General features: G+C 57.7%; 27 protein-coding genes. 19 read left to right on the top strand and 8 right to left on the bottom strand.

Annotated features, from left to right (window positions below; translation table 11 throughout):
* The first annotated feature begins 143 nt into the window (after window positions 1–143).
* Window positions 144–2,432 (top strand): mechanosensitive ion channel family protein, encoded by a 2,289-nt coding sequence (locus tag HZS81_RS05830; protein WP_179929699.1) that lies wholly within the window; start codon window positions 144–146, stop codon window positions 2,430–2,432.
* Here the strand turns inward: HZS81_RS05830 and HZS81_RS05835 are convergent.
* Window positions 2,349–2,780 carry a hypothetical protein gene (locus tag HZS81_RS05835; protein ID WP_179929618.1) on the bottom strand — a complete coding sequence of 144 codons (432 nt, stop codon included), beginning with the start codon at window positions 2,778–2,780 and terminating at the stop codon, window positions 2,349–2,351. The genes HZS81_RS05830 and HZS81_RS05835 overlap by 84 nt on opposite strands.
* A gap of 38 nt (window positions 2,781–2,818) precedes the next feature.
* Window positions 2,819–3,796, bottom strand: coding sequence for a J domain-containing protein (locus tag HZS81_RS05840; RefSeq protein WP_179929619.1), 978 nt, complete (start codon window positions 3,794–3,796; stop codon window positions 2,819–2,821).
* A gap of 257 nt (window positions 3,797–4,053) precedes the next feature.
* On the opposite strand from HZS81_RS05840, the gene HZS81_RS05845 reads away from it, so the two are divergent.
* From HZS81_RS05845 to rloA3, 6 genes are all read left to right on the top strand, one after another.
* Window positions 4,054–4,743, top strand: a complete 690-nt coding sequence (locus HZS81_RS05845) for a CBS domain-containing protein (protein ID WP_179929620.1) — start codon at window positions 4,054–4,056, stop codon at window positions 4,741–4,743.
* Window positions 4,744–4,908: 165 nt separating this feature from the next.
* On the top strand, window positions 4,909–5,073 hold the full coding sequence (locus HZS81_RS05850) for a DUF2256 domain-containing protein (protein WP_179929621.1): 165 nt from the start codon (window positions 4,909–4,911) through the stop codon (window positions 5,071–5,073).
* Window positions 5,073–6,485, top strand: coding sequence for a DASH family cryptochrome (locus tag HZS81_RS05855; RefSeq protein ID WP_179929700.1), 1,413 nt, complete (start codon window positions 5,073–5,075; stop codon window positions 6,483–6,485). The genes HZS81_RS05850 and HZS81_RS05855 overlap by 1 nt, the downstream gene beginning before the upstream one ends.
* Window positions 6,486–6,505: 20 nt before the next feature.
* Window positions 6,506–6,994, top strand: a complete 489-nt coding sequence (locus HZS81_RS05860) for a DUF3429 domain-containing protein (RefSeq protein WP_338401817.1) — start codon at window positions 6,506–6,508, stop codon at window positions 6,992–6,994.
* A gap of 63 nt (window positions 6,995–7,057) precedes the next feature.
* Window positions 7,058–8,308: a lytic murein transglycosylase gene (locus HZS81_RS05865; protein WP_179929622.1), complete on the top strand. Its 1,251-nt coding sequence runs from the start codon at window positions 7,058–7,060 to the stop codon at window positions 8,306–8,308.
* Between the two features lie 23 nt (window positions 8,309–8,331).
* Window positions 8,332–8,925, top strand: a complete 594-nt coding sequence (gene rloA3 / locus HZS81_RS05870; protein WP_241697387.1) for a retropepsin-like aspartic peptidase RloA3 — start codon at window positions 8,332–8,334, stop codon at window positions 8,923–8,925.
* A 14-nt stretch (window positions 8,926–8,939) separates the two neighbouring features.
* Here the strand turns inward: rloA3 and HZS81_RS05875 are convergent, their stop codons facing one another.
* On the bottom strand, window positions 8,940–9,653 hold the full coding sequence (locus HZS81_RS05875; RefSeq protein WP_179929623.1) for a 16S rRNA (uracil(1498)-N(3))-methyltransferase: 714 nt from the start codon (window positions 9,651–9,653) through the stop codon (window positions 8,940–8,942).
* A 128-nt stretch (window positions 9,654–9,781) separates the two neighbouring features.
* Between HZS81_RS05875 and phaR the strand changes: the two genes are divergently transcribed.
* From phaR to HZS81_RS05900, 5 genes are all read left to right on the top strand, one after another.
* Window positions 9,782–10,309, top strand: coding sequence for a polyhydroxyalkanoate synthesis repressor PhaR (phaR, locus tag HZS81_RS05880; RefSeq protein WP_179929624.1), 528 nt, complete (start codon window positions 9,782–9,784; stop codon window positions 10,307–10,309).
* A 96-nt stretch (window positions 10,310–10,405) separates the two neighbouring features.
* Window positions 10,406–11,701: a phosphoribosylamine--glycine ligase gene (gene purD, locus HZS81_RS05885; protein WP_179929625.1), complete on the top strand. Its 1,296-nt coding sequence runs from the start codon at window positions 10,406–10,408 to the stop codon at window positions 11,699–11,701.
* Window positions 11,702–11,779: 78 nt separating this feature from the next.
* Window positions 11,780–12,244, top strand: coding sequence for an acyl-CoA thioesterase (locus tag HZS81_RS05890; protein ID WP_179929626.1), 465 nt, complete (start codon window positions 11,780–11,782; stop codon window positions 12,242–12,244).
* Entirely contained in the window at window positions 12,244–13,116 is an 873-nt protein-coding gene (locus HZS81_RS05895) for a phosphoribulokinase (RefSeq protein WP_179929627.1), read from the top strand. The genes HZS81_RS05890 and HZS81_RS05895 overlap by 1 nt, the downstream gene beginning before the upstream one ends.
* 64 nt (window positions 13,117–13,180) lie before the next feature.
* A complete protein-coding gene (locus tag HZS81_RS05900) occupies window positions 13,181–13,522 on the top strand; it encodes a histidine triad nucleotide-binding protein (RefSeq protein ID WP_179929628.1) in 342 nt (113 codons plus the stop codon).
* Window positions 13,523–13,638: 116 nt separating this feature from the next.
* On the opposite strand, the gene ettA is transcribed toward HZS81_RS05900, so the two are convergent.
* The 4 genes from ettA to HZS81_RS05920 all read right to left on the bottom strand — a co-directional run bounded on the left by ettA (window position 13,639) and on the right by HZS81_RS05920 (window position 17,773).
* A complete protein-coding gene (ettA, locus tag HZS81_RS05905) occupies window positions 13,639–15,300 on the bottom strand; it encodes an energy-dependent translational throttle protein EttA (RefSeq protein ID WP_179929629.1) in 1,662 nt (553 codons plus the stop codon).
* Window positions 15,301–15,453: 153 nt separating this feature from the next.
* Window positions 15,454–15,693, bottom strand: a complete 240-nt coding sequence (locus HZS81_RS05910; RefSeq protein WP_179929630.1) for a PA3496 family putative envelope integrity protein — start codon at window positions 15,691–15,693, stop codon at window positions 15,454–15,456.
* Between the two features lie 151 nt (window positions 15,694–15,844).
* Window positions 15,845–16,282, bottom strand: a complete 438-nt coding sequence (locus HZS81_RS05915; RefSeq protein ID WP_179929631.1) for a PAS domain S-box protein — start codon at window positions 16,280–16,282, stop codon at window positions 15,845–15,847.
* A 177-nt stretch (window positions 16,283–16,459) separates the two neighbouring features.
* On the bottom strand, window positions 16,460–17,773 hold the full coding sequence (locus HZS81_RS05920) for an MFS transporter (protein ID WP_179929632.1): 1,314 nt from the start codon (window positions 17,771–17,773) through the stop codon (window positions 16,460–16,462).
* 150 nt (window positions 17,774–17,923) lie between these two features.
* Here HZS81_RS05920 and HZS81_RS05925 point away from each other — a divergent pair, with 150 nt between their 5' ends.
* Window positions 17,924–18,799, top strand: a complete 876-nt coding sequence (locus tag HZS81_RS05925) for a DMT family transporter (RefSeq protein WP_179929633.1) — start codon at window positions 17,924–17,926, stop codon at window positions 18,797–18,799.
* 162 nt (window positions 18,800–18,961) lie between these two features.
* On the opposite strand, the gene HZS81_RS05930 is transcribed toward HZS81_RS05925, so the two are convergent.
* Window positions 18,962–19,573, bottom strand: a complete 612-nt coding sequence (locus HZS81_RS05930; RefSeq protein WP_241697395.1) for an arylesterase — start codon at window positions 19,571–19,573, stop codon at window positions 18,962–18,964.
* Window positions 19,574–19,655: 82 nt separating this feature from the next.
* On the opposite strand from HZS81_RS05930, the gene HZS81_RS05935 reads away from it, so the two are divergent.
* From HZS81_RS05935 to glyA, 6 genes are all read left to right on the top strand, one after another.
* Window positions 19,656–20,408, top strand: a complete 753-nt coding sequence (locus tag HZS81_RS05935; RefSeq protein ID WP_179929635.1) for an ABC transporter ATP-binding protein — start codon at window positions 19,656–19,658, stop codon at window positions 20,406–20,408.
* Window positions 20,405–22,987: an ABC transporter permease gene (locus HZS81_RS05940; protein WP_179929636.1), complete on the top strand. Its 2,583-nt coding sequence runs from the start codon at window positions 20,405–20,407 to the stop codon at window positions 22,985–22,987. Before HZS81_RS05935 ends, HZS81_RS05940 begins: the two co-directional genes overlap by 4 nt.
* A gap of 91 nt (window positions 22,988–23,078) precedes the next feature.
* On the top strand, window positions 23,079–24,506 hold the full coding sequence (locus tag HZS81_RS05945; RefSeq protein WP_179929637.1) for a polyphosphate:AMP phosphotransferase: 1,428 nt from the start codon (window positions 23,079–23,081) through the stop codon (window positions 24,504–24,506).
* Between the two features lie 33 nt (window positions 24,507–24,539).
* Window positions 24,540–24,839, top strand: a complete 300-nt coding sequence (locus tag HZS81_RS18265) for a nucleotidyltransferase domain-containing protein (RefSeq protein ID WP_179929638.1) — start codon at window positions 24,540–24,542, stop codon at window positions 24,837–24,839.
* 29 nt (window positions 24,840–24,868) lie between these two features.
* Complete coding sequence (locus HZS81_RS05955; protein WP_179929639.1) at window positions 24,869–25,342, top strand: hypothetical protein; 474 nt, start codon at window positions 24,869–24,871, stop codon at window positions 25,340–25,342.
* 105 nt (window positions 25,343–25,447) lie between these two features.
* The gene (gene glyA / locus HZS81_RS05960) at window positions 25,448–26,713 is read left to right on the top strand and encodes a serine hydroxymethyltransferase (RefSeq protein WP_179929640.1); all 1,266 of its coding nucleotides are present in this window, start codon (window positions 25,448–25,450) and stop codon (window positions 26,711–26,713) included.
* Window positions 26,714–26,859 lie beyond the last annotated feature (146 nt).

The following is a 26,859-nucleotide window of genomic DNA, read 5'->3' on the forward strand; positions in this document are numbered from 1 at the left end:
AGGTGAACAAATGAGGCACTCAGCCTATCATAGACGGGCGCAGGGCGGTGAACGCCGCCACGACGAGGAACGTCAAGAGTGAGGAGAGTTACGTGCGACAGCACACAACGGCAGTTAATGTGGCTGCCACCCTTAGGCGGGGCATGGTCGGAATACTGCTTTTTTTCTGCCTGCTCGTCCCGCAAGCCTATGCGCAGTTGGTCTCGATACCCGGGCTCAATAGCGGTGAAGAGCAAAGCGAGGATGTCAGCAACGAATCATTTCAGCAATCGTTGGACGATGTGGTCACGATGCTGGAAAACGAGCAGCAGCGCGAACAGCTTTTACAGTCGTTAAAAGAACTGCAAACAGCGAGCGCGGCAACGGCAGATGAGGGCGTTGTGCGCCAAGGCCTGTTAGGGGCATTGGCAGACACGCTTACCGATATTGGCGAGCAGGCACAAGGCGGCGATTCACCTGCCAACCAGTGGTCGCAACAAATCGACCGTGGGGTTGAAGGGCTAAAAGCCATCAGCCGTAGCGTCAGCCGGACGGAGTTAATTCGCACGGCGGTAGATGGTGCTGTCCTCGCAGTGATTTGGATTGTGTTATTGGTGGTGATGATTGCCTTGGGGCGTTTAGTTGCTACCCGCCAGGGTTGGCCGCAGGATTTGCCACGAGACCCGCCTGGCTGGCTGCTCGCCGTACATTTTTTACGCCGCATGCTCCCCTGGGTCCTATCGTTTGCCATTGTTTTAGGGCTGGGGCAGCTGCTGCCACACAGCCCAGGGCGGGCTTTGGTACAAGTCATCGCTTACGTTTGCGTTTGCGGGCGTGCGCTCTCCGTTGCCTTTGAAACCGTTGTCGCGTTCTTTAGTCGCGGCCACCGGTTTACCGCCGTGCGCCTACTACAGTTGCGCGGATTGCGCTCACTCTTTGTGATTGGTGCGCTGATTGCGCTTGGCGATGCCGTCAACTCTAACCGATTAGTCACAATGCTGGGGGATGAGCTTTCCGGGCTCGTATCGGTACTCGCCAACATCATCGCCGCGCTGATTTCAGTACGTTTCATCATCAAGTTTAAGCGGCCCATCCGCCATTTGATTTGCAATCGCCCGTATCGTCAACGCCGCGATGCGAGTACCACGGTAGAGCTTAGTCGGGCGCTGGGCGGACTGTGGCACATCCCGGCACTATTGCTGGTGGTGGGGTCGTTATTGGCGATTTTTATCACCGCTGGCGATGTGGGGACGGCACTGGCGCGCTCCATTGTTTCCGCTAGCTTGTTGGTACTGACGCTGGTGGTAACGGGCCTTTTGCGTCGTCATGCCGAACGGATGAATAAGCGTCGCCGTCGCCGCCGCCATCGCCACAGCGAATACCGTATGCGGTTGGAGCGCTTTGCTTTTGTGCTGGCGCATATCTGCGCGTGGGGGGTCTTTGCTGAGCTCTTTATGCAGGTATGGGGTGGGTCACTTTTTGGCCTTGGCCAGCAAGCGGTCACGAGCGCGCCTATCGGAAAGGCGCTTTTGAGCCTGGGGGCAACGATACTACTGGCCTGGCTGGTGTGGATTTTTGCCGACACGGCGATTCAACGTGCGCTCATTACATCATCCCGCTCGCGCGGGCGACGCGTTAATAAGGCCCGGGCGCAGACCATCACGCCGATGATTCGCAACGTTATGTTTGTCACTATTTTGATTATCGCCGGGATTGTGGGGCTGGCGAATCTGGGGGTTAACGTCACTCCGCTGCTTGCCGGTGCCGGTGTGATTGGTTTGGCGCTCGGTTTTGGGGCGCAAACCTTAGTTCAGGATTTGATTACCGGTATTTTTATTCTGATCGAAGACTCGCTGGCGGTGGATGATTTCGTCGAGATCAACAACCACATGGGGACGGTCGAGGGGTTAACGCTGCGCACGGTACGGCTGCGTGATCTTGATGGTGTCGTCCATATCATTACTTTTAGTCGCATCGAATCGATTCACAATATGTCGCGGCAATTCGGCATTGCGTTGATGAAGATTCGGATTCCGTTCGATATGGCAATCGACGCGGCGACGACGCTGATGCAAGAAACCGCCCAATCGCTGCGTCAGGACCCGATGATGCGTCACCATATCTGGTCGCCGCTGGAGATGCAGGGTATCGACGCTTTTGAAGAAGGCTGCCCGATTTTGCGTATGCGCTTTCGTACCGCACCGGAAATGCAGTGGGACGTCGCACGGGCGTTTAATTTGCTGTTGAAACAACGCATGGAAGAGCAAGTAATCGACCTGGGCGTGCCGCGTTTGAGCGTCAACATGGAGGCGCGCTCCGAGCCTTCAAACGACGCGCAAAAAGATGAGAAAGCGGCGGGCGATACTGCCTTAAGCCGCCCACAAGCGCATACACAGGGCGACCCCCGCGGCGAGTCCCGCACAAGCGCCAATCCCGAAGGTGGCAATGAATAGCCATGTGCCGCGAAAGCGCCGCCAGCGGTTGTACAGCGTGACGGCGTGGCTGACCCGGTCGACGAGCTCATCATGGCGTGAAATCGCGTTGTCCGGCGGTAACGAGAAGTCGTTGGCCACGCTGCCTTGCCAGTGGGCTGCGTGGGTTAGCCCCAGGCGTGAACGCAAGCGGCCAATATCGCTCACTGTCGCGTGCACACTATCATAGGCGTCGCGACGCTCTGGTAGCATGAGTACCGCGTCGGCATCTTGTTTTAAGGCGTTGTGCTGGCACGCTTCAATGGCGCTTTGCAGCGCCTGTGGCGTGGCATTGGGCGATAGCGCTAGGCGCTGATACAAGTCACGCATAGGTAAATTAGGTACCCGTGGCTGTCGTTAAGCGGCATTTATCGATAGGTTTGCATCAGGTAATCATACGCATTTTTGATGCGTTGAAAACGAGCTGAAGCTAACGCCACTTGCTGCTCGCTCTCAGAGAAGAAGCGGTCAGGGTGATGCAGTTGCGCCATACGTCGGTAGGCACGGCGAATGTCGCTGCGGTTAGCACCCTGGGTAAGTCCCAGTACCGCAAGCGCCCGCGATGTTCGATCCGGCGGCGCATGAGGGCGCTGTTTGTATTGTTTATAGCGCTGTTCATGGTGTTGGTGGCGTTGATCATCGCGGTGGCGCTGCTGTGAGTCTTGTTGCTTTTGCTGGCGGCGGTGGGCTTTTTCCTGCTGAGCACGCTCACGCTTGGCTCTCGCTTTTTCCTCACGCTCCTGGCGGCGGCGTTGTTTTTCCTGCTCGCGTTCTTGGCGCTGCGCTTGCTGTTGTCGCTCGGCTTCTTCGGCGCGTGCTTGGGCCTGCTCTTTTTCTGCGGCTTCTTGTGCCTTGCGCTCGTAATACTGCGGATCGTGACGCCGCCAGTAAGCCTCGGTGCTAATATCTTCCGGCCCCTTTAGCGCTTCGCCGGTGAGTTCTTTAAACAGCGTGCTGAGCGTCTCGGGCGTCACCCCTAAAAGGTCGGCAAGAAAGCGTAATATATAATGGTTTGCCAATGAGAGCGTGCCGTCGTCGGTCGCCAAGGCAATCGCCTGATGCATAATACTTAGGCTACGCTCTTGCGTGCACTCTTTGCGCAGTACCTCTGAGGCAAGCTGAATCGCCTGTAAATCTTGGCTTTGGGCGATATCCATCACCGAGCCTAATTCATGGCCGTGGCGAAATTGCGCGGTTACTTGGGCGAGACGCCGGCGTCGTTGGCCATCGGTAATCGGCTGGCGGTTAACCAGTACCCACGCCAGCAGCAGCAACGTTGCCGTATCCACTTGGCTGCGGCTTTGGAGCAGCACCAGCTCAAAAGGGGAAAAACGGGCAATCGACATTCCCAGGCTCCAAAGCAATGGGGTAAATAGCAGGCAATGTTCGCTTTACACGCGGCAGATGGCAAGCCTCACGCGCCCAATGTCCTACGTCAGTCGACGCGGTCAACGTTAATTTCTCGGGAAGTCGATCCATTGCGTAGTATATGCTCCAAGTCAACGTGGCTTGTATTGCATGACTCGGACATGGAAACTCACCTAAGAGACAGCTACGCTTCAAACAAAAGCGCTTTTATCAAGATCAAGCGAAGGAGAGCTACATGCAAGCTGCCGATATTATGACCCATGATGTAATTAGCGTTGGGCCGGATGACGAGGTCAATGCGATTGCTAAACTGTTGCTGACCCACCGCATTAGCGCGGTGCCCGTTGTGGATGACGATCAGAAAGTGATCGGCATTGTTTCAGAAGGCGATCTAATGCGTCGTGTCAAAAACGAGGGCGGCGAAGAGCGCTCTTGGTGGCTTTCCCTGTTTGCCGGGCAAAAAGACCCGGGGGAGTACATTAAATCGCATGGACGTAAGGCCAGCGAGGTGATGACGCCCAACCCGTTCACCATTGATGAAAGTACACCGCTGCACAAAATTGCGCGCCTACTTGAGAAACATCGTATTAAACGCGCTCCTGTGGTGAGCGGCGACAAGCTGGTCGGTATTGTTAGCCGTGCTAACTTACTTCAAGGCTTGGCAAGCGCTGAGGTTACTAACGCTGAAGCCCCGAGCAATGATCGCGCCATTCGCGAGGCCATACTCAAAGAGGTCGATGACAATACCGGTGTCCGTGTAGCGGGCATCAGTATCATCGTTAGCGAGGGTGTGGCGGAACTTTGGGGCTTGGTCGAATCTAACGAGCAGAAAAAAGCCGTCCAGGTTGCTGCGGAAAACACGCCCGGTGTCACCCAGGTCGAAAATAACCTGGGGTTGGTGCCCAAAGGCGTAGGCGGCTATTAACGTTAGCCATCGCGTAATACCCATTTAGTGATCAAGCCGCCGATAAATTCGGCGGTTTTTTATTAGTGCTGAAGCAATATTCCTATACAGTATTGTCATAATTCGGGGTGATATCGTACAATAATTGTACGTAATGATTTTGCACCCACCTAACGTGACGATGCCATGCGACGCAAAGCTGACCTACCGGAAAAAACGTGCGCACATTGTAAGCGCTCGTTTACCTGGCGTAAAAAGTGGGCGCGCTGTTGGAACAATGTACGCTACTGTAGTGAGCGCTGCCGCCGTTCAGCCAAGCCGTTTCGCCGGGCTGAAGAGGCGCGCGCATGATAACGCCTACCCTAGATATTATCTGGCTGCACAATGAGCTACGTGTGGCGGATAACCCGCTCTTGCACTTTGAAAAGCGCCCCGAGCAGCTTCTGTGTGTTTATGTGTTGGATCAGCGTTGGCTGCAAGCCCCTTTTCCCGGAGAAGCGTCTCCTCGTATAGGGCCGGCACGTCTGCGTTTTTTATGGCAAAGCTTGATGGAGCTGCGGGGCGAATTGCTGCGTCGTGGCAGCGATCTTCTCGTACGCATCGGCTCGCCCGTTGAAGAAGTATCCACTTTAGCGCGGCAATTAGATGCCCGGTGCGTCCGTGTGGCGGATCAAGCTGGCGCCGATGAAATCGCCGATATAAAAGCCCTCAAGGCCGAACTTCCTGAAAGCGTAGAGCTAGAGGTGGTTGAGAGCGGCGTATTAATCGACCTTGAGTCCTTGCCGTTTTCCCCTGAGGCACTACCCAGCAGTTTTTCTGCTTTCCGGCGCAGCGTGGAGGCACACTGTACGCTTAATAAGCCGCTGCCGGCTCCTGTGACGCTACCCTCTTGGCCTGAGGCATCACGAGGCTTCCCCGCGTTGCAAAAAGTCTGCGATATTACCGCCGTATGGCAGCCCGATGAGCGCCAAGGGCTGGCCTATACCGGCGGGGAAACGGCAGGTTTAGAACGCCTTGAGGATTATGTCTGGGAGCGACACGGCCCTGCGTCTTACAAACAAACCCGCAACGGTTTACTCGGATCAAGCTTTTCTACGCGTCTCTCGCCTTGGTTGGCGCACGGCTGTATTTCGCCCAGCCAGGTGCATCAGGAAGTGAAAGCCTGGGAAGCCAAGCATGGCAGCGGTGAGTCAAGTTATTGGATTACTTTTGAGTTGCTCTGGCGCGAGTATTTCCACCGCGCAGCACAACTTGAAGGCGCGGCTATGTTCGGCACACGCGAGCTGCCTAAGCCCTGCGCGCATTTCAATGCCTGGCGTGAAGGAAACACCGGCTTACCCTTTGTTGATGCCGCCATGCTTGAGCTGCGCCTGACAGGATGGATATCGAATCGCGTGCGTCAAAACGTAGCGAGCTTTCTGGTGAAGGATTTAGGCGTTGATTGGCGCTTAGGGGCTGCGTGGTTTGAACACTGTTTGGTCGATTACGATGTGGCCAGCAATTGGGGCAATTGGCGCTATATCGCAGGTGTGGGCCGCGACCCGCGCCAGGAGCGTTATTTCAACGTGCTCAAACAAGCCGGCCACTACGACCCCAAAGGCTATTATGTTGCCAATTGGCTGCCGGAACTCCGCGCGTTACCCTGTGATCTAGCGCGCCAACAACCCTGGCGCGTGCTGCCTGATTCGTTTTCACCCCCCGTGGTGGAACCCAGCGCCTGGCAGCGTTGGCTAGTTGATCATACAGGTGCGACTCACACCTAAGCGCATAAGGAGAGCCAATTGTGACCTCACCGAAAGAAAAAAACACGCTGCACAGCTGTGGTAAAACGGCTTGGCTCCTTGGCTTGGCGGGTCTGTTGCCTTTTGGGTTATCTCTCGGGCTGGCCTTTTGGGGGCCGATGGTGTGGCAAGTCAACGCAGTGTATGGCTTTCTCTACTATGGCGCGGTGATTTTATCCTTCTTAGGTGGCGCTCACTGGGGAGCGGTGATTCAGCGAGCCGACCACCAGCGCCATCCAGGGGATATTCGTCGTTTGCTCATGGCGATGGTGCCAAGCCTGATCGCGTGGCCGGCGTTGATGTTCAATCCCGTGACCGGTGTGTGGGTAATAATGATAGGTTTTGTATTGGTGTGGGCGTATGACTTAAGCCGTGAAGGGCGTCTAGGCTGGCCGGGTTGGTACCTGTTACTGCGCTCGGTGCTAACCGTTGCCGTTGTACTCGCCCACATCGGCATGATTACACGGTTAGGAAGCAGTGCTTGGGGCTAGCGTTTGAGGTGATTGTGAGTGATCATCGTGACCATGCTATGAATCTCCCAAGGAACACACTTTATGCCTCTACTCATCCCGCGCGGCATGCTCGTGGGTTCTCTTTTGAGCCTGACATTCGTTGGGCTACCTGCAAGCGCTGACAGCGACGGTCAGAACCTCATGGCCGAGGTGGATACGCAAGTGGCGGAAGACGTTCACTACGCCGATTTTCGCGCATGGCGGGAAGATTTTCGCCTCTACGCAGCCTCGCAGGGCATTAGTGAACGCACGCTAACACAAGCGTTAGACAACGCGCGTTACCGCGAACGCGTGATCGAGCTTGATCGCTACCAACCCGAATTCGTGCGCCCTATCTGGGAATATTTAGATACTGCCGTCTCCAGCATGCGAGTCAGCAACGGGCGTGAAAAACTGGCCGATCATCGCGATACAGCTGAGCAAATGCAGCAGCGCTACGGCGTCCCTGCCGAGATCATCGTGGCTATTTGGGGTATCGAGAGCAATTACGGCAGCAACTTTGGCAGCTTCTCGGCTCTCGATGCCTTTGCCACCCTAGCGTACGACGGGCGCCGGCGCGACTTCGCCCGCGGTGAGCTTCTTGCCGCACTGCGCATTATTGACAGCGGCGACATCCCCGCCGATGAGATGATCGGCTCCTGGGCGGGCGCCATGGGACACACGCAGTTTCTTCCTTCAAGCTTTGAAGCATACGCCGTCGATGGTGACGGCGATGGCCGACGCGATATTTGGGGCAGCATTGCCGACGTGATGGCCTCCACTGCCAACTATCTCGCCAAGGCTGGCTGGCAGCCAGGCCAGACATGGGGCACTGAGGTGAATCTGCCGGATGATTTCGACTACGCCCAAACCGAGCGTCGCAGCCGCGCTGCCTGGGCGGCTCAGGGCGTGCGTGCGGTTAGCGGTGAGCTCCCCGATTTTGACAGTGCCGCTGTCATCGTACCTGCCGGTGCGGACGGCCCGGCGTTTATGGTCGGGCCGAATTTTCGTGCCATTTTGCGCTACAACAATGCCACCAGTTACGCCCTGGCGGTTGGCACGCTCAGCGATGCGATTGCCGGTCGCGCCGACATCCAGCAAAGTTGGCCCCGTGAGCAGGCGCCGCTCACGCGCGATGATGTGCGCGAATTGCAGCGCCGACTGAATGCCGCCGGTTACAACGTCGGGGGCGCTGACGGCATTATGGGGCCGAACACCCGTCGCGGCCTGCGTGAATTTCAGCGTGATCAAGGCCTGACGCCGGACGGCTTTGCCACGCAGGCACTTTTAGCCCGATTGAAAAATAGCGAATGAGACACATTTCCAGGAGACATAGTATGCGCCGTGTTGCGCTAAAGCGCTTTTTGACGACGAATTTTCTGATGAAGAGCTTAGCGCTGACTGCGTTTTGGGTCGCGATCAGTGCGGCTCAGGCTAAGGAGTCACCGCAAGCGTCAGACGCGGACCGCGTTTTCGGCTGGGTAGAAAATGCGGTCCTTGAGCCTTGGGGCATCCAGGTGAAAGCCAAGTTAGATAGCGGAGCGCTGACCTCATCGCTCGATGCCCGCGATATCGAAACCTTCGAGCGAGAAGGCGAAGAGTGGGTGCGCTTTCGCCTCAAGCTGGAGAATCTAAGCAGCGGCGACGTGTTTAGCGACGTGATCGAGCGCCCCCTGTACCGCGATCTAAGGTTACGAGGCGCCGGAGGCGTCGACGAGCGCCCAGTGGTCCTCATCGATGTGTGCATTGGCGATACCATCTACGAAGAGCAGTTTAGCTTGCGTGACCGCGGTGATATGAATTACCCGTTGCTTCTCGGGCGCCGTACCATTAGCCACTTAGGGGTACTCGATGTGCGCGAAACGTTCTTACATGAAACGCCTGAGTGCAATGACGATACGCCGGTCGTTCCCCACGAATCTGACGATTAAAGTCGGCTAGCCGCCTAAAAGAGGCGGGCTAGCAGCGCCGTCACGGCGGTTTCGACCCGTAGAATGCGAGGGCCAAGGTGCATGCCCTCGCAGCCCGCCCCAAGCAGCCTTTCTACCTCCCAATCAATAAAACCGCCTTCCGGGCCGATCAATAACAACGTCGGCGACGTAATGCCGCACGGGCAGGCGTTCGCCATACCAGGGTGGGCGAGCAGCCCGCGGCGTTCGGTGAGAAGTGTAGGCAGCACGTCTTCGACAAAAGGGCGAAACCCTTTACGCAGCGTCACCGTGGGCAGCACGGTATCTTTGGCTTGCTCAAGGCCGAGAATGAGATGTTGATGAATTTTCTCAGGCATAAGCTCTGGCGACTGCCAATAGCTTTTTTCCACGCGTTTGGTGTGCAACAGCGTGATGTCTTTAACGCCTAAGGCCGTGACGTGTTCTAGGGTGCGGGCCAGCATGCGCGGGCGCGGGAGGGCCAGCACTAAATGTACCGGCAGCGCCGCGGGGGGTGGGGTGTCTAGCGCATCCAGGGTAAAGCTTGCGTGTTCGCTATCCAGCGCGGTCAGCGTTGCCGTGCCCATTAGCCCACCTTCCAGCCCCACCGTCAGGCGAGTGCCAGGTTCCGCGCGGTGAACCTTTTTCAAGTGGCGTAAACGCCGTGGGTCGCGAATAATCACACGGTTTTGCGTGCTCGTGTCCTGCGGGTCTAATAAAATCAAATTCATGTGGTAGTTGTGCTCTACTAGGGCGTGGTGGCTAATGGGTCGCGCGCTGCGCTTGCATGGCAGCGCAGGGCAGGCACAATAGCGGTCAAGAGAATAACAGCTTTTTTCGTGTTTTAAGGAGAGTCGCCGTGCGCGTGATTCGTAAGTATGCCAATCGCCGATTGTACGATACGCAGCAAAGTCGCTATGTCACATTAGAAGATTTGCGCAAGCTTATTTTAGACGAAGCGCCTTTCCGGGTGGAGGAGGCCAAAAGCGGCGAAGACATCACCCGCACGATTCTGCTTTCGATCATTATCGAGCAGGAGCAAGCCGATAGTGAGGCGGAGGTTTTCTCCAACGATCTGCTCGCCAAGCTTATTCGCGTGTATGACATGTCCTCGCCGCTGCCGCTGGCGCGATACCTAGAGCAGGGCACACAGCTGATGATGGAGCAACAACAACGCATGCAGGATCAGTGGCAGAAAGCGATGCGCCACACGCCCATGGAGTTCATGCGGGAGCTGGCCGAGGAGAATATGCGCTTCTGGCAAAAGACCTTTAACCAGACAGGCCTCCCCTTCGACGAAGAAGGCAAAACCGATAAAAGCGAAAAAAGCGAAAAAAGCGAGAAACTCGACGCACCCGAAAAACCCGACGATAAGTCCGGTAGCTAGCACCGCGGCGTTTAAGCAGCGCTATGGCATAATGCGTATCACCCACGTGATACGTAGGTCCCATCCAGTAAAAGCCTACCCAGTGAAAGGAAAAGCATGAAGGTTTTGATGATTGGCGGCGGTGGCCGCGAGCACGCGTTAGCGTGGAAACTGGCGCAATCAGAGCAGGTTGAAGAAGTGCTGGTGGCACCGGGTAACGCCGGCACCGCGAATGAACCGAAGCTAACCAACGTAGACGTTGCCGCCACCGACCTTGATGGCCTGGTAGCGCTCGCCGCCCAAGCACAGGTGGGGTTAACGGTGGTGGGGCCGGAAGCACCGCTGGTGGAAGGCGTGGTTGACCGTTTTCAGGCGGCGGGGCTTACCATCTTTGGTCCCACACAAGCCGCCGCGCAGTTGGAAGGCTCTAAATCTTTCACCAAAGACTTTCTTGCCCGCCATCAGATACCTACCGCTGACTATCAAACCTTTACCGCGGTTGAGCCCGCGCTTGCCTACCTGCACGAGAAAGGCGCGCCGATTGTGATCAAGGCCGATGGCCTCGCGGCGGGCAAGGGCGTGATCGTGGCGATGACCGAGGCTGAAGCCGAAGCCGCTATTCGCGACATGCTCGAAGCCAACGCCTTTGGCGATGCCGGGGCGCGGGTGGTGGTTGAGGAGTTCTTGGACGGCGAAGAGGCGAGCTTTATCGTCATGGTGGACGGTGAAAACGTGGTGCCCATGGCCACAAGCCAAGACCACAAACGCGCCTATGACGGCGACAGCGGGCCCAATACCGGCGGCATGGGCGCTTACTCGCCCGCGCCAGTGGTCACGCCTGAAGTCGACGCACGCATTATGGAGCAGGTGATTTTGCCCACCGTGCGCGGCATGGCCGAAGAGGGCAACGCGTACACGGGCTTTCTCTATGCAGGGCTGATGATCGACACCGTGGGTAATCCCAAAGTGATCGAGTACAACTGCCGTTTTGGTGACCCGGAAACCCAGCCGATCATGCTGCGTTTAACCTCGGACCTGGCCGAGCTTTGCCTCGCTGGTGCACAAGGCAAGCTGGCGGGGAAAGCCTGCGAGTGGGATCGTCGCCCCGCCGTTGGCGTGGTGATGGCCTCCGGCGGCTACCCGGAAAGCTACCGCAAAGGCGATGTGATTGACGGTATCGATGCCGCCGAAAAGCGTGGTTGTAAGGTCTTCCATGCGGGCACGGCGCTTTCCAAAGCGGGTGACGTGACTACCGCCGGCGGGCGTGTACTGTGCGTGACCGCACTGGGGGAGAGCGTGTCGGAGGCGCAGCAGCAAGCGTATCAAGGTGTTAGCGCGATTCACTGGGATGGCGCTGAATATCGACGCGATATTGGCTACCGCGCGATTGCACGGGAGCAAGCACGCGATTAAGGTCGTGTCAGACATTAAAACCGGGTTATTAAATATGAGCGGTTTGGTGCCGAGCATAACCAACGAAAGGAAGCCGCTATGGAGCGTGTAAAGCTCGACTTTCCCGATGAGGCGCTAATTCACCGTCACCCGCTTGCGGTGCGGGTGACCGATATGAATTACGGCCGCCATCTCGGGCACGATGCACTGGTTTCGCTTTTGCACGAAGCACGCTTGCAGGCATTGTTAGCGCTGGATCTGCCCGAGTGGGATCTTGCCGGCTACCCTAGCGTGGTGGCGGATCTCGCCGTGCAGTACCAAAGCGAGGCGCACTGCCCTGAAATGCTGCTGGTCGAAACCGCTGTGCCGATGCCAGAGGGCAAGGCGCTGACGGTTTACCACCGCGTTCTCAAGCGCGATCTCAAAGACAGGGGCGACCAAGTGGTGGCGACCGCGCGGCTCAATTTGCTATTGATCGACCCAGCGCAAGGGCGCCCAGTCGCCGTACCCGACGCGGTGACGCAGGCGCTTGCCCGCGCCCAAACCAAGGTGAGTGAGCGCTAATGTCTCGTGAGTATCCCATCATTGCCGTGACTGGCTCGTCCGGTGCCGGTACGACCACAGTGCGGCGCAGTTTTGAGCGCATGTTTCAACGGGAAGACGTGCACGCGGCGATGGTGGATGGGGATGCATTTCACCGCTATACCCGCAGTGAGCTGCACCGCATGTTCCGCGAGGAGCCCGAGCGCAAAGATGAGCTCTCGCACTTCGCGGTCGAGGCCAACCTGCTCGACCGGCTCGAAGGGCTTTTTATCGAGTACGGCGAGCACGGCACCGGGCAGTTTCGCCACTACATCCACGCCGAAGACAAGCAGAAGATCGAAGCCGGCTATCAGGTAGGGACGTTTACCGAGTGGCAGTCGCTGCCTTGCGGTACGGATTTGCTCTTCTACGAAGGCCTGCACGGTGGCTTGGTGACGCCCGATTTCGATATTGCCCGCCATGTGGATTTGTTAATCGGGGTAGCGCCCACCATGAACCTGGAGTGGATTCAAAAAATCGACCGCGACACCAAGATGCGCGGCTACTCCCAGGAAGCGGTGATCGATACCATTTTGGGTCGTATGGACGACTACGTGCGCTATATTCAGCCGCAGTTTTCGCGCACGCATATCAATTTTCAGCGCGTGCCGACGGTGGATACCTCCAACCCCTTTGAGGTGCAGGACATCCCCACCGATTCCGAGTCGTTCGTGGTGATCCGCTTTCGCGACCCGTCCACTGTCGACTTCCCATGGTTATTGGCGATGATCCAGGATGCGTTTATGTCGCGTCCGCATACGCTGGTGGTGCCAGGTTCGCGGATGTCGTTGGCGATGGAGCTGATTCTGGCGCCGCTCGTGCGTCACTTGCTCGCTCAGCGACGCTTTCGCTAAGCTGGGCATTCGCGTTGATAAATTAACTAAGCCATGTGAAAGATAACAACCTGAGGAGCGTGCCATGGAGTGTTTGTTCTGCAAGATCATCAACCGCGAGATCCCCTCGGATATCGTCTATGAAGATGATGACGTGCTGGCGTTTAACGACATCAACCCGCAAGCGCCCACGCATATGCTCATCATTCCCAAAAAACATATCGCCACATTGAACGATATCGAGGAAGGGGATCTGACCACTGTCGGCCGGTTGCAGCATACCGCAGCCCAATTAGCCAAAGAGAAAGGCTTTGCCGACGATGGCTACCGCGTGGTGATGAACTGTAACGAAATGGGCGGTCAAACGGTTTACCATATCCACATGCACTTGATGGGCGGGCGCGCATTTACCTGGCCGGCAGGGTGAAAGGCGAAGCAGCACAGAAGCCTCGCATCCTGAGCTTGTCGGAGGGTGACACTCAATAAGAAGGGGCGACCATGTAGGTGGTCGCCCCTTCTTGTTACCGCACGCAGCAGTGGCGCTTACGCATCAATGCGCTTGTACTTCATCCGCTTGGGCGTGTCGTTGCCGACGCGCTTTTTGTGATCTTCTTCGTATTCGGTGTAGTTACCTTCGAAGAACTCGACGTGCGAATCGCCTTCAAAGGCGAGAATGTGTGTCGCGATACGGTCGAGGAACCAACGATCATGCGAGATCACCATGGCGCAGCCGGGGAAGGCCAAAAGCGCTTCTTCCAATGCGCGCAGGGTTTCGATATCCAGATCGTTAGAGGGCTCATCGAGCAGCAGTACGTTGGCGCCCTGTTTGAGCGTTTGCGCTAGCTGCAAGCGGCCACGTTCACCGCCGGAGAGCTCATCCAAGCGCTTCTGCTGATCGTTACCCTTAAAGTTAAAACGACCCACGTAGGCCCGCGAGGCGACTTCATAGCCGTTGATATTAAGAATATCCTGGCCGTCGGAGACTGCCTCCCACACGGTTTGCTTGTCGTCTAACGCGTCGCGCAGCTGCTCAACGTAGGCGATATCAACGGTTTCACCGACGACGACTTCGCCTGCATCGGGCTGCTCTTTGCCAGTGATCAGCTTGAACATCGTCGATTTACCCGCGCCGTTACCGCCGACGATCCCGACAATCGCCCCCGGCGGTACGGTGAAGGAAAGGTCTTCGTAAAGCAGCTTGTCGTCAAAGCGTTTGGTCACGTTGTGAAACTCGATGACCTTGTCGCCAAGCCGCGGGCCGGGTGGAATGTAAATTTCGTTGGTCTCGTTGCGCTTTTGGAAATCGCCGGACTGCATTTCTTCAAAGCGATTGAGGCGTGCTTTGCTTTTCGCCTGGCGCCCCTTCGCGTTCGAGCGCACCCACTCAAGCTCCTGCTTGATCGCCTTCTGGCGCGAAGCCTCCTGCTTGGCCTCCTGGCCTAGACGCTGCTCTTTCTGCTCAAGCCACTGCGAGTAGTTGCCCTCGAATGGAATACCCTGGCCACGGTCGAGCTCGAGAATCCAGCCCGCCACGTTGTCGAGGAAGTAGCGGTCGTGGGTGATCGCCACCACGGTGCCGTTATAATCGTGGAGAAAGCGCTCAAGCCACGCCACCGACTCGGCGTCGAGGTGGTTGGTCGGCTCGTCGAGCAGCAGCATATCCGGGCTGGATAGCAGCAGGCGGCAAAGAGCCACGCGGCGGCGCTCACCCCCGGAGAGATTGCCGACTTTGGCTTCCCATGGCGGTAAGCGCAGTGCCTCACCAGCTACCTCAAGCTTGCGCTCGATATTGTGTGCATCGGCGGCTTCGATGATGTCCTCAAGGCGCGCCTGCTCAGAGGCAAGCGCGTCGAAATCCGCATCCGGCTCGGCGTAAGCCACGTAAACCGCATCGAGTTTTTCCTGGGCCTCTTTAAGCGCCCCTAATGCCTCCTCGACGGTGTCGCGCACATTTTTCTCGTCGTCGAGTTCCGGCTCCTGGGAAAGGTAGCCGACGTTGATGCCTGGCATCGCACGAGCTTCACCTTCAAACTCTGTATCGACACCGGCCATAATGCGCAACAGTGTGGATTTACCCGCCCCGTTTAAACCCAACACGCCGATTTTGGCGCCAGGGAAAAACGACAGCGAGATATCTTTGAGAATTTGTTTCTTGGGCGGCACGATTTTGCCGACCCGGTTCATGGTGAAAACGTATTGCGCCATGGAAATCCGATAAGTTGGTAAACGAAATAGCAACGTGCTTGAAACACAACGTGCTTAAAACACGATGATCAGGCACATGATGATAGTGCCGAGCGCCCGGAAAGGCCAGCATTGTGGGTAGACGCGCAGTTTATCAAGCGAGAGAGGTCACGCTTACTCATCCGCCCAGTCGTCGGCGATGGCCCGGCGTAGGCGGCGCTCTTCCAACAGTGCCTCGACGCGGCGTCTGGCGCGAAGCGTATCGCTTTTGCTGGGGCGGCGGCTGCCATAGAAGTGGTCGTTAACCGCATCATCATTAACGGTATCGCTGCTGTCCGCGTCATTGTTATCAAAGTCAGCGGCGTTGCCGTCACGGTGGGAATATATATCACGACTTAAGGGGTCACGGCTCATGTTGAGGCCCTCCAACCCAGGCCGGTTAACCGGCGATATACGATTTCACGACGCATCAGCGTATGAAATACCTAGCGCATTAGCGCATAGCCGCTATATAGCGCTAGTCAGGCTGAAGTTCAAGCTTTCATGGTTTTTTTATTCGATGTTTTCATTCACCGCTTTTCGGTTGTTTTTGTAGCGACTCCAGCGCTTGCAAGGCTTCCACTCGATCAGTCACGTCTTTTTGCACGCCGATGTAGTACATCAGATGGTCGGCCTCGTCGTACACTGGTGTGATCGAAAGCTCGTTCCAGAACATCGTGCCGTCTTTGCGGTAGTTGCGCAGCACCTCGCGCGAAGGGCGACCGTCTTTAAGCGCCTTACGAATCGTCTGTAAGGCATCCTGATCGCGGTCGTCATTTTGTAAAAAACGACAATCGCGATAGAGAATTTCATCGGCACTATAGCCGGTTAAGCGCTCAAACCCTTTGTTGACGTAAATAAGAATATTCTCATCGCCTTCCTGTTCGGCAACCACAATGCCATCTTCGGAAGCGTCAACAATACGTTCTAGCAACTCCGGGCTGATCAAGGGAGATCGTTTCATTAAAGGTTCCTATTGCAGCTCCAGTCCTTTCCGAAGGCCATTGATTGTGCGCTATGGCCAAGCGGCATTTCTGTTTGCGTTATCTTTGAGCGTCTTAGCCTACATCTTGGCGAGCCCAGCCGCGCTTTGCAATCGCCGTGTTTAATGCACGGTGTTTTAGCGGGTGCCGGCACGGCGTTATTCCACCTCAGGCAGCTGCTGAGCGCTTAGCATAGCGCCAAGTGCCGTCACCGCAAGCACGATAAGTAATGCACTGCTGCCTAACCATTGGGCCAAGGCCCCCAGTACGCCACCCACCACCAACATTAAAATACCGGTCAGGGTGTTAGACAGCGCGACATAAAGTGCGCGATTGTCCTGGGTGGCCATGTCCACGAGATAGGTTTTGCGCCCTAAGCGCACGCCATGATGAATAATCACTAAAAGTCCGTAAACCAGCGCATAAGGCCAGATTTGCTGGGTCCAGCTGCCCGGCAGCCATACAAGTAGCGCACCGAGCAGGCAACACACGGCAGTACCTATCGCCGCATCACGCATGACCTGGCGGCTGGAGGCATCGGCACGCTTGCCCCATACGGGGCTTGCGACCATGGCAGCGACGCCGGAAATAATCACCAAAAGGCCTAGGCCGCCGAGTTCCGAACCGCTTTGCTGCTGCCCAAGTAGGGCAATGTACGGCAGGGCCAGCGCGCTTGAGAGCAAAAGCGCCCGGGAGACGTTAAAGTGCAAAAAGGTGCGGTCCTCTTTTAACAGCGAGAACCCCAGTTTGATGCTGTCCCAGGCGTTTTCGCCGCCTTCCACCGCGCCGGGTGTCTCGCTAATCCGCGAGGCGCACCAGGCATTCAACGCCCAGCCCGCCGCCGCAACGCTCAGGAGTATGGCTAACGCCAGCTCGCCCGGACGGTCGTTGAATAGCATCAGCACCGCGCCAGCCAGCAGCGTAGCGCCCCCGGCGACGCTGCCGCTCCATCCCATCAGCGTGCCACGGCGTTTTTTGGCGATGGTTTTGCCCATCACGTCTTTGGTGGCAATGGATGACAACCCACGTGCTAGCGACAAACACACCAGCGCGGCTAGCACCAAGGCCCCGCCGAGCGCGCCGCTGCCCATTAAAGCCAAAAGCGCGAGGGCGAGGGCAGCAAGGGCTTGGAGTAAACCGCCGGCAACCCATACCCCTTTGCGTTGCGGCTTCATGCGGATAAACCCAGCAACAAAGATCTGCGGAAGCAGAGCGCCGGATTCGCGAATCGGCACCAACAGCCCCACCATCCATACCGGGGCGCCGATAATCCCCATCAACCACGGCAACACTAAACGCGCACTGGAAAGCTCATCAGCGAGCTTATTGCCTAATGACGCCCACAGGTGGCGCATAAAATTTTGCGGCTGATCCTCGCAAGCGCTCTCGGGGATGTCGTCGCACATGCGGCTGTTTTCATCCCCGGTCAGCCACTCATAAACCTGGGTTTGGGAAATCTCCGGCGCTGCCATTACACCTCCGCGGCTGGTATGTTGTTGCGCGTAATAGACCCTAGTTTTACCAAGGAGCGCCCAGATGTCACGTCTCAGTGCGAAACAGGTAAGTGTAAAACAAGCGCGTGCGAAGCAAATAAGTGCGAAGCTAATAAGCGCGAGGCAAAAATGACGCAAGATCAGCGCGCCATTCTCTATGGGGTAGGCGCCGTGGCGCTGTGGTCGACGGTCGCCACGGCCTTCAAAGTCGCGCTCGCCTGGATGAGCCCGCTGGAGTTGATGTGGCTCGCCTCACTGGTCTCCTGGGCGCTGATGGGGGCGCTGGTGATCAAGCGTGGCCATTTAACGCAAGCGCTCAACCAAGGCTGGCGCACGGCAGCCTGGGCCGGGCTGATGAACCCGGTGGCCTATTACCTGGTGCTATTTGCCGCCTACGACCGCCTGCCCGGCCAAGAGGCCATGGCACTCAATTACACCTGGGCACTGGCGATGGCGTTTTTAGCGGTCCCCATTCTCGGCCATCGCTTAACCCGCGTGGATATTGTCGCCGGGCTGATTGCTTACGCGGGGGTATGGGTGATCGCCACGCGCGGCGCGGTGTTTGATGTGGCCTTTGCCGACCCGTTGGGGGTGATATTTGCGCTGGTATCGACGCTGTTATGGGCGCTTTATTGGCTGCTCAATGCCAAAGACAAGCGTGAGCCGCTGGTGGGGCAGTGGCAGAACTTTAGCGTCGGCCTGCCGGTGCTCACGGTTTTGCTACTTCTGGGGCCAGGATTGAATTGGCACGGTTGGCCCGCTTTGGGCGCGGGTGTTTACGTCGGCCTATTCGAAATGGGCGTGGCGTTTATTCTCTGGCAGCTCGCGGTGCATAAGGTCTCACGCACGGCCAAGGTGTCGAACTTGATCTTTCTCTCGCCGCCGGTTTCGCTTTTGCTTTTGCACGTGGTTGTCGGCGAGCCGATTTTGCCTTCGACGCTGGTCGGCTTGGTGTTGATCCTCGCAGGGTTAGGCGTACAGCAGCGCCAGAAAGCCAGCGCCTGAGGCGACATTGGTTGTTAAGTTAGGCTTGGTCTGAAAAGTCGGCGAGCGAAGGCCAGACAAGGCAGAAATCAGCGAAAAGACGGAGTTTACGTAGTGTAAATGAGTACTTTGAGCCGATTTTTAACGCCGTATGGTCGAGCGCAGCCAGTTTTCAGACAGAGCCTAATCGGCGGCGAGGTGAGAAGCGTGCCCTTTGAGCATCGGCGCAAGCGCAGGCCAGACGTTTTCCAGAATCATCGGTTGTGCGTCGGCGGTGGGATGAATGTCGTCGTCCTGCATTAAATCATCGTCAAGCGCCACGCCTTCGAGTAAAAAGGGTACCAGCGGCACGTCATACGTATCGGCAAGCCGAGTGAAAACGCGCTTGAAGGCGTCGCGGTAGGCTTGGCCATAGTTGGGGGGAATATCAATCCCCAGCAGCAGTACCTTGGCGCCGGCCGCCTGGCTCTGTTCAATCATCTGGGCGAGATTGGCCTGCATCTGCTGCGGCGAGAGGCCGCGCAGGCCATCGTTGCCGCCGAGTTCGAGCAGAACCAGCGCGGGGCTGTGCTGTCTGAGTAGCTCCGGAAAACGCTGAGCACCGCCGCTGGTGGTTTCACCGCTGATGCTGGCGTTGATGACCTCGGCATCATCGCCCAATCGCTCTTCCAGTAGTGTCACCCAGCCTGCGTCGCGTTCGATGTTATAGGCAGCGCTTAAGCTGTCACCCATCACCAGCACGGTGGGGCGCTCGTCAGCGCTGAGCACATTTGGCAGGATGAGCGCGACGAGCATCAAAAGCCAAGCCGTTTTGTGTGCCAGCCATTGATCGCCATGCCAATTTACGTCACGCCAACCTACAGGGATGCTTCGCTTCATGTCCGATTCCTCTTCTTCATACGTCTCTGCTCCGTACGCCCATGCGTCTAGCGCCCCCAGTGTGCTCAAGGCGCAGTCGCTGTGTAAGAGTGTCACTAGCGGCGAGCGTTCCCTCACCATCTTACACGAGCTTTCGCTCGACGTAGCGGCGGGTGAGAGCGTGGCGATTTTGGGCAAAAGCGGGTCGGGCAAATCGACACTGCTAGGACTGCTCGCCGGGCTGGATACCCCCACCGACGGCGAGCTGACGCTGTTCGGCAAGCAGCTTAGTCGCTTGGATGAAGACGGTCGCGCCGCGCTTAGAGCCGGGCGCGTGGGGTTTGTGTTTCAAAACTTTCAACTCTTGCCCTCGCTCTCGGCGCTGGAAAACGTGCTTTTACCGCTAGAGATCTCGCCACGTGTGGGGGAATCCCAAACCGCGCAAGAGTGGCTTGCCCGCGTGGGGCTGGGTGAGCGCACCTCCCACTTGCCCAAGCAGCTTTCCGGTGGCGAACAGCAGCGCGTCGCCATTGCGCGCGCCTTCGTGACCGACCCGGAGCTGGTGTTTGCCGATGAGCCCACTGGCAACCTCGACCCCGACACCGGCGCGCAGGTAATTGATCTGCTGTTTTCGCTGAACCAAGAAGCGGGTACCACGCTGATTCTGGTTACCCACGACCACGCGCTGGCGCGGCGCTGTAACCGCTGCCTGCGGCTGGAAAACGGCCGTTTGACGCCGTTTACGCCCGAGTCACTCGGGGAGGACGCATGAGCCAGCACGCTTATCACCACAATGCCCGCCTCGCCTGGCGCAGTTTGAAGCGTGATTTACGCGCCGCCGACGTGCGTGCGCTTTTCATCGCACTGGTGTTGGCTGTGGCAGCATCCACCATGATCGCGTTTTTTCTTGATCGTTTAGAGCGCGGGCTTGAGCGCCAGGCCAGCCAATTGCTCGGCGGCGATGTGGTGCTAGAACAGCGCGATCCCTTCGCGCCGGAGCTCCGCCGTGAGCTTGAAGATGCCGGTTTTACCCTGAGCGATCAGGTCGACTTGGTGTCGATGATCAGCCGGGGCGAGCGGTTCCAGCCCGCCAGCGTCAAAGCGGTCGATGATGTCTACCCGCACTATGGCGTCTCGCGGGTGGAGCGCGGCAACGGCACGGAGGAACTTGCCTCCGGCCCACCGCGCGGGGAAGCCTGGGCCGACCCGCGCTTGGCAGAGCTGATTGACCTTGAAATTGGCGACAGCATTCAGGTAGGCCAAGCCGAGTTTAAGGTGAGCGGCTTTATCGAGCGCGAGGCGGATCAATCCGCCGGCTTTGGCAGCTTCAACCCGCGCTTGATGGTGCATACCGACGACTTGGAAGCGACGGGCTTGGTACAAGAGGGCTCGCGGGTGGAATTTGAAATTCTCGCCGCCGGCCCGCCCGAAGCGTTAGAGCGCGTCGAGCCGCTATTGGCGGAGTTACGCCAGCGTGGCGTGGAAGTGCGCGATATCCGCCAAGACCGCCCGCAGCTGGGTAACGCGCTGGAACGCGCGGAGAGTTATCTGGGCATCGCGGGGCTCGCCGCCGTGCTGTTAGCCGGCGTGGCGGTGGCGATGTCGACCCGGCGCTACGTCGAGCGCCATTTGGATACCGCCGCGCTGCTGCGCTGCTTCGGCGCTAGCCAGCAGCAATTGGTAGAAATCTTCGCCTTGCAGCTATTGGGCTTGGCGCTGGTAGCGGCGCTGATTGGCGCGCTGTTGGGCTTGGTTGGGCAGGCGGCGCTGCTGGCGCTGTTGGTGAATTTTCTGCCCATGACGCTCCCCCCGCCTGGGGTAATGCCGCTTTTCTTAGGCGTGCTCACGGCGCTGGCGGTGTTAGTGGGTTTTGCCGGGCCGACGCTTCTGCGTATCAAGCGTGTGAGCGCCCTGAAAGTGCTGCGCCGCGAGCTCGACCCCATGCCTCCCGCCGCTTGGTTAGTGGTGAGCGTGGCGGCGCTGGTATTCGGCGGGCTGCTATGGCTCTACTCCGGTAGCCTGCCATTAGCGCTGGCGCTATTGGTTGGCGGCGCCGTCTTGCTCGCCGTGCTGTGGGGCCTTAGCACGCTATTGTTAAACGGCGTGCTGGCCATCGTGCAACGCTTGAGCGGACGAGGCGAGTGGTCCAAGGCGCTGCGTTTGGGCGGGCGCCAGCTGGCGCGTCGGCGTCAGGCAGGGCTTGGGCAGTTGCTGGCGTTCTCGGTGACGTTTTTCGCCATGGCGATGATGGTGCTGGTGCGCGGCGACCTGCTCACGGCCTGGCAGGCGCAGCTGCCGGAGAACACGCCGAACTACTTCGCGATTAATATCCAGCCCGATGAACGCGACCCGTTCGAAGCCGCTGTCGACCCGCATGTTGAGGAGAAAAGCACGCTTTACCCCATGGTGCGCGGGCGCATTACCGCGATTAACGGTGACGACCCCCGCGAAGCAGTACCGGCCGATGCGCGCGGCGATAACTCCCTGCGTCGCGAGTTAAACCTCACCTGGCAAGCCGAGGTGCCCGAAGGCAATGAAGTGGTGGCGGGGGAATGGTTTGATGTCGACGCCAACGCCGTTCGCGAGACCAGCGACTGGATGAGTGCGGTAGACGCTACGCCGCAAACCTCCCCAGTGCCGATCTCGATGGAAGACGGCTTGGCCGAGCGTTTGGGGTTAACGCTAGGGGATTCGCTGACCTTCAGCGTCGGAAATGACGATATCACCACCCACATCACCAGCCTTCGCAGCCTGAATTGGGATAGCTTCAAACCCAACTTCTTTGTGATTTTCCCGCCCGACGTGCTGGAGTCATTTGCTCACAGCTACATCACCGCGTTTTATCTGCCAGACGACGCGCAAGGGCTGACACGCGAGCTGGTGCAGGACTTCCCTGGAGTGACGCTACTCAACGTGGACGCCATCTTAGGCCAAGTGCGCGATGTGCTAACCCAAGTAACGCGGGCGGTGGAGCTGATTCTCGTACTGGTGTTACTTGCCGGCATCAGCGTGCTCTATGCCGCGCTCACCGCCAGCCGCCCCGTTCGCGCCCACGAGAGCGGGTTGCTGCGCGTATTTGGCGCTGGCAACCGCATGATCTCGCGCATTCAAGGCGCGGAGTACGCGCTGCTCGGTTTCGCCAGCGGGCTGATGGGCGCGGCGCTGGTCGAAATCGCCACCGGCGCGCTCTACATCACGGTGCTGGATCTGGCGCCAAGGTTGCACCTTGGGCTTTGGATCCTACTGCCGCTCGGTGGAGCGCTGCTGATCGGTTTAATCGGTCACGCGCTATCCCACAGCCTACGCCGCCAAGCCCCCGCCGCGAGCTTAGGGCTGTTGGGGGAGGCGTGAAGGCATGATGTTCATCAACGCTTTGCTAGCAAACACCCCGTAACATGGTGTGATTGCCGACAATGTGAAAAGACAACGAGAAAGGATGCACATGACCGATCATGAGGAAAAAGCCCGTCGTTATGCGCTGCTAAAAGCCCAGCTAGCGATGGCGAAGCACCAGGATAAAGCCGTGGTACTGGTGATAGCCGGGCACGCCGCGACGTACAAAAGCTTGCTGGTGAACCAGCTGAATCATTGGTTAGAAAACCGCCAAACGGAAGTACACGCGCTGGCCCCCAGCGAAGAAGACCGCCTGCGCCCTTATTGGTGGCGCTACTGGCGGCGCGTGCCGGCGCGGGGGCGTGTGGGCGTTTTCGTTCACGGCTGGTACGGCGATGCGCTGTTCGCGCGCGCCGAGCATCGTATTCAAGCTGGCGCGTTTGATGATCGCTTAAAAGAAATCAACACCTTTGAGGCTATGCTCGCCCATGAGGGCGTGGTGGTCATTAAAGTTTGGCTGGATATCGACGCCGCACAGCAAGCCAAACGCCTGCATGCGATGAAGGCAGACCCCGCCCAGGCGTGGCAAATCAACGAGCGCCATTGGCAGCGCCACGCCCAGCACGTGGCGATTGATCATCATGCGAAAACCTTGCGCGGGGCCACTCACGCGCCGCATGCACCTTGGCATTGCATTGTCAGCGAATCGCCGGATCAACAGCTGCGCGACATCACAGCGCTATTGCAGGATGCGCTTACCCAACCTCCTTCGCTGCCGACTCAGCCCGACCCAAACCGCGCGCAAACAGATGCCCCCACGCTTAACCGTTCGAAAAACGAAGACAAGAAACCCTCGAAAAGTGACTACCTGGAAGCGCTCACCGCAGCACAAGCGCGGCTGGCCTATAACCATCGCCGCTGCCAAGAGCGCGGCATTCCGGTGGTGCTGGCGTTTGAAGGTCACGACGCCGCAGGCAAAGGCGGCAGTATCCACCGCGTCACCTCCGCGTTGGATGCGCGTTTTTATCGCGTTCACAGCATCGCCGCCCCCAGCGATGAAGAGCGCCTGCAGCCTTGGCTTTGGCGCTTTTGGCGCCGGCTGCCGCAAGACGGCCGGGTAGCGATTTTCGACCGCACCTGGTATGGGCGCGTACTCGTCGAGCGTGTGGAAGGTTTCGCCGAGGAGCAGGAGTGGCGACGCGCCTACCGTGAAATCAACCACTTTGAAGCGCAGTTATTGACGCACGGTGCCGTGGTGGGCAAGTTCTTCCTCGCCATCAGTAAAGAAGAGCAGCTAAAACGCTTTAAAGCCCGCGCGAATACGCCGCATAAACAGCACAAACTCACCGATGAAGACTGGCGCAACCGCAAGCGGTGGAGCGAATACCAAAGCGCCATCAACGACATGCTGGCGCATACCCACACCCCCGGCGCCCCCTGGCATTTGGTCAACACCGACCACAAACGCTGCGCCCGGCTTGCCGTGCTTGACCATGTCAACCACCTTCTAGAGAGTCGACTGGAAAATGCGTCATAATAAGTTCGTGTTTTTGCAGAGGTGGGCTAATTTATGAGATTGAGCCAAACATATCAGCAGCGCATAAAAGCGTTAACGCAAGAGATTTTCGGGCCTGAAGCGCACATCAAAGTTTTTGGTTCTCGAGTCAATGACGAAGCAAAAGGGGGCGATTTAGATCTTTTGGTCATCACCCCGCTGCCGGTAGGGCGGCCGGCTGTGATGGCATCTAGACTCGCAGTGAAAGTATCTCGCCTGCTAGAGGGCCGAAAAGTGGACGTGCTAATTGACTCACCTTCGCTTGAACGCAAGCCAATTCATGAAACGGCTAACCAGCAGGGGGTCTCCCTTTGAGCTTTCGTGAGGCTTCTCAAGCGGAAAGGTTGGCATTTTTGGCCCGGGTGGCAAAAAAAGAGGCTAACTATCTTGAGCTTACAAGCACGCGCGTGTTTGGTGGTGTAGCGCAAGTTTCTCGGGGGCTTGTTGCCGAATGGGTAGGCGATATTGAGGCTGCGGAGCGTCTTGATGCGTTTGTCGCACGGTTTGGTCGTCTGCAAGATACCGTTGGAGATAAGTTGTTGCCTCAACTGCTGACGTTTGTTGGAGAGTCGGTGGGCCCAGCGGCGGATAATTTAGACAAAGCGGAAAAATTTGGCTGGATAGATAATGCCGATGACTGGTTGCTTTATCGCAAACTAAGAAACCAGATGGTGCATGATTACATCGAAGACCTTGATGTTCTAGCTGACGCGTTAGAAGCAGGACGTGCCTTCACCCACCCACTGATAGAGATGGCGCTGCGTATGGCGAAGGAAGCAGACAACCGTCTTCATGAACCCCATTCATCGCGATCCTGAGCAAGAGGCGATGAAACCCGGCGCGGGCTGCGTTATCATGACGCTCCTGTTTTTTTCTGGATCGACGTTTCCCCGATCGACCCTTCGCTACGAGGTTCACCGCCGATGTTCAGCCGCGACATGACAATTGCCGGATTCGATGATGTGCTGTTTGATGCCATGCAGAAAGAAGTGGAGCGCCAAGAAGCCCACATCGAACTGATCGCGTCCGAAAACTACGCCAGCCCGCGCGTACTGGAAGCCCAAGGCAGCCAGTTAACCAATAAATACGCCGAAGGCTACCCCGGTAAGCGCTACTACGGCGGTTGCGAATTCGTCGATATCGCCGAAAATCTCGCCATTGAGTACGCCAAAGAGCTGTTCGGCGCGACCTACGTCAACGTGCAGCCGCACTCCGGCTCCCAAGCCAACAGTGCCGTCTTCCAGGCGCTGGTCAAGCCCGGCGACACCATCCTCGGCATGAGCCTCGACGCTGGTGGTCACCTGACCCACGGCGCCAAGCCCAACTTTTCCGGCAAGCACTACAACGCCATTCAGTACGGCTTGAACGATCAAGAACTGATCGACTACGACCAGGTGGCCGAGCTTGCCCGCGAGCACCAGCCGAAGATGATCATTGCCGGCTTCTCCGCCTATTCGCAAATCGTCGATTGGGCCAAGTTCCGCGAAATCGCCGACGAAGTGGGCGCTTACTTGCTGGTCGATATGGCCCACATTTCCGGCTTAGTCGCTGCAGGCGTTTACCCATCCCCCTTGCCCCACGCCCACGTGGTTACTTCTACCACGCACAAAACCTTGCGCGGCCCGCGCAGCGGCGTGATTCTCTCTGCCGAAGGCAACGCGGACATCGAGAAAAAGCTGCAGTCCGCGGTATTCCCTGGCGGCCAGGGCGGCCCGTTGATGCACGTGATTGCCGCCAAAGCCATCTGCTTTAAAGAAGCCATGGCACCGGAATTTAAAACCTACCAGCAGCAGGTGGTCAAAAACGCCCAAGCCATGGCCAAGGTGTTTATGGATCGCGGCTACGATATCGTCTCTGGTGGCACCGAAGATCATCTCTTCCTGCTCTCGCTGATCAAGCAGGGCGTCACCGGTAAAGACGCCGATGCCGCTTTAGGTCGTGCGCACATCACCGTTAACAAAAACGCCGTGCCCAACGACCCGCAAAGCCCGTTTGTTACCTCAGGCCTGCGTATCGGCACCCCCGCTGTGACCACCCGCGGCTTTGGTGAAGAAGAATGCGCCAACCTCGCTGGCTGGATCTGCGACATCCTCGATGTGCTCGCCAATGGCGATGACACTAGCGCTATCGAAGCCGAAGTGAAGGGCAAAGCGGCTGAGGTCTGTGCGCGCTTCCCTGTTTATAAATAACCGCACGATAGCTTGGTAGGAGCGCAAGTTATTGCGCAAATAGGGCGCCGCAAGGCGCCCTTGGTATTTTAGAGGTGATAATCGATCTCATTTCTTCCTGAGCTTGTTGAAGGGTGTGTCAGTGTCGGCACAATACCCTGGACCCT

Origin of the sequence: Vreelandella salicampi (assembly GCF_013415105.1) — a bacterium.
Taxonomy (GTDB): Bacteria; Pseudomonadota; Gammaproteobacteria; order Pseudomonadales; family Halomonadaceae; genus Vreelandella; species Vreelandella salicampi.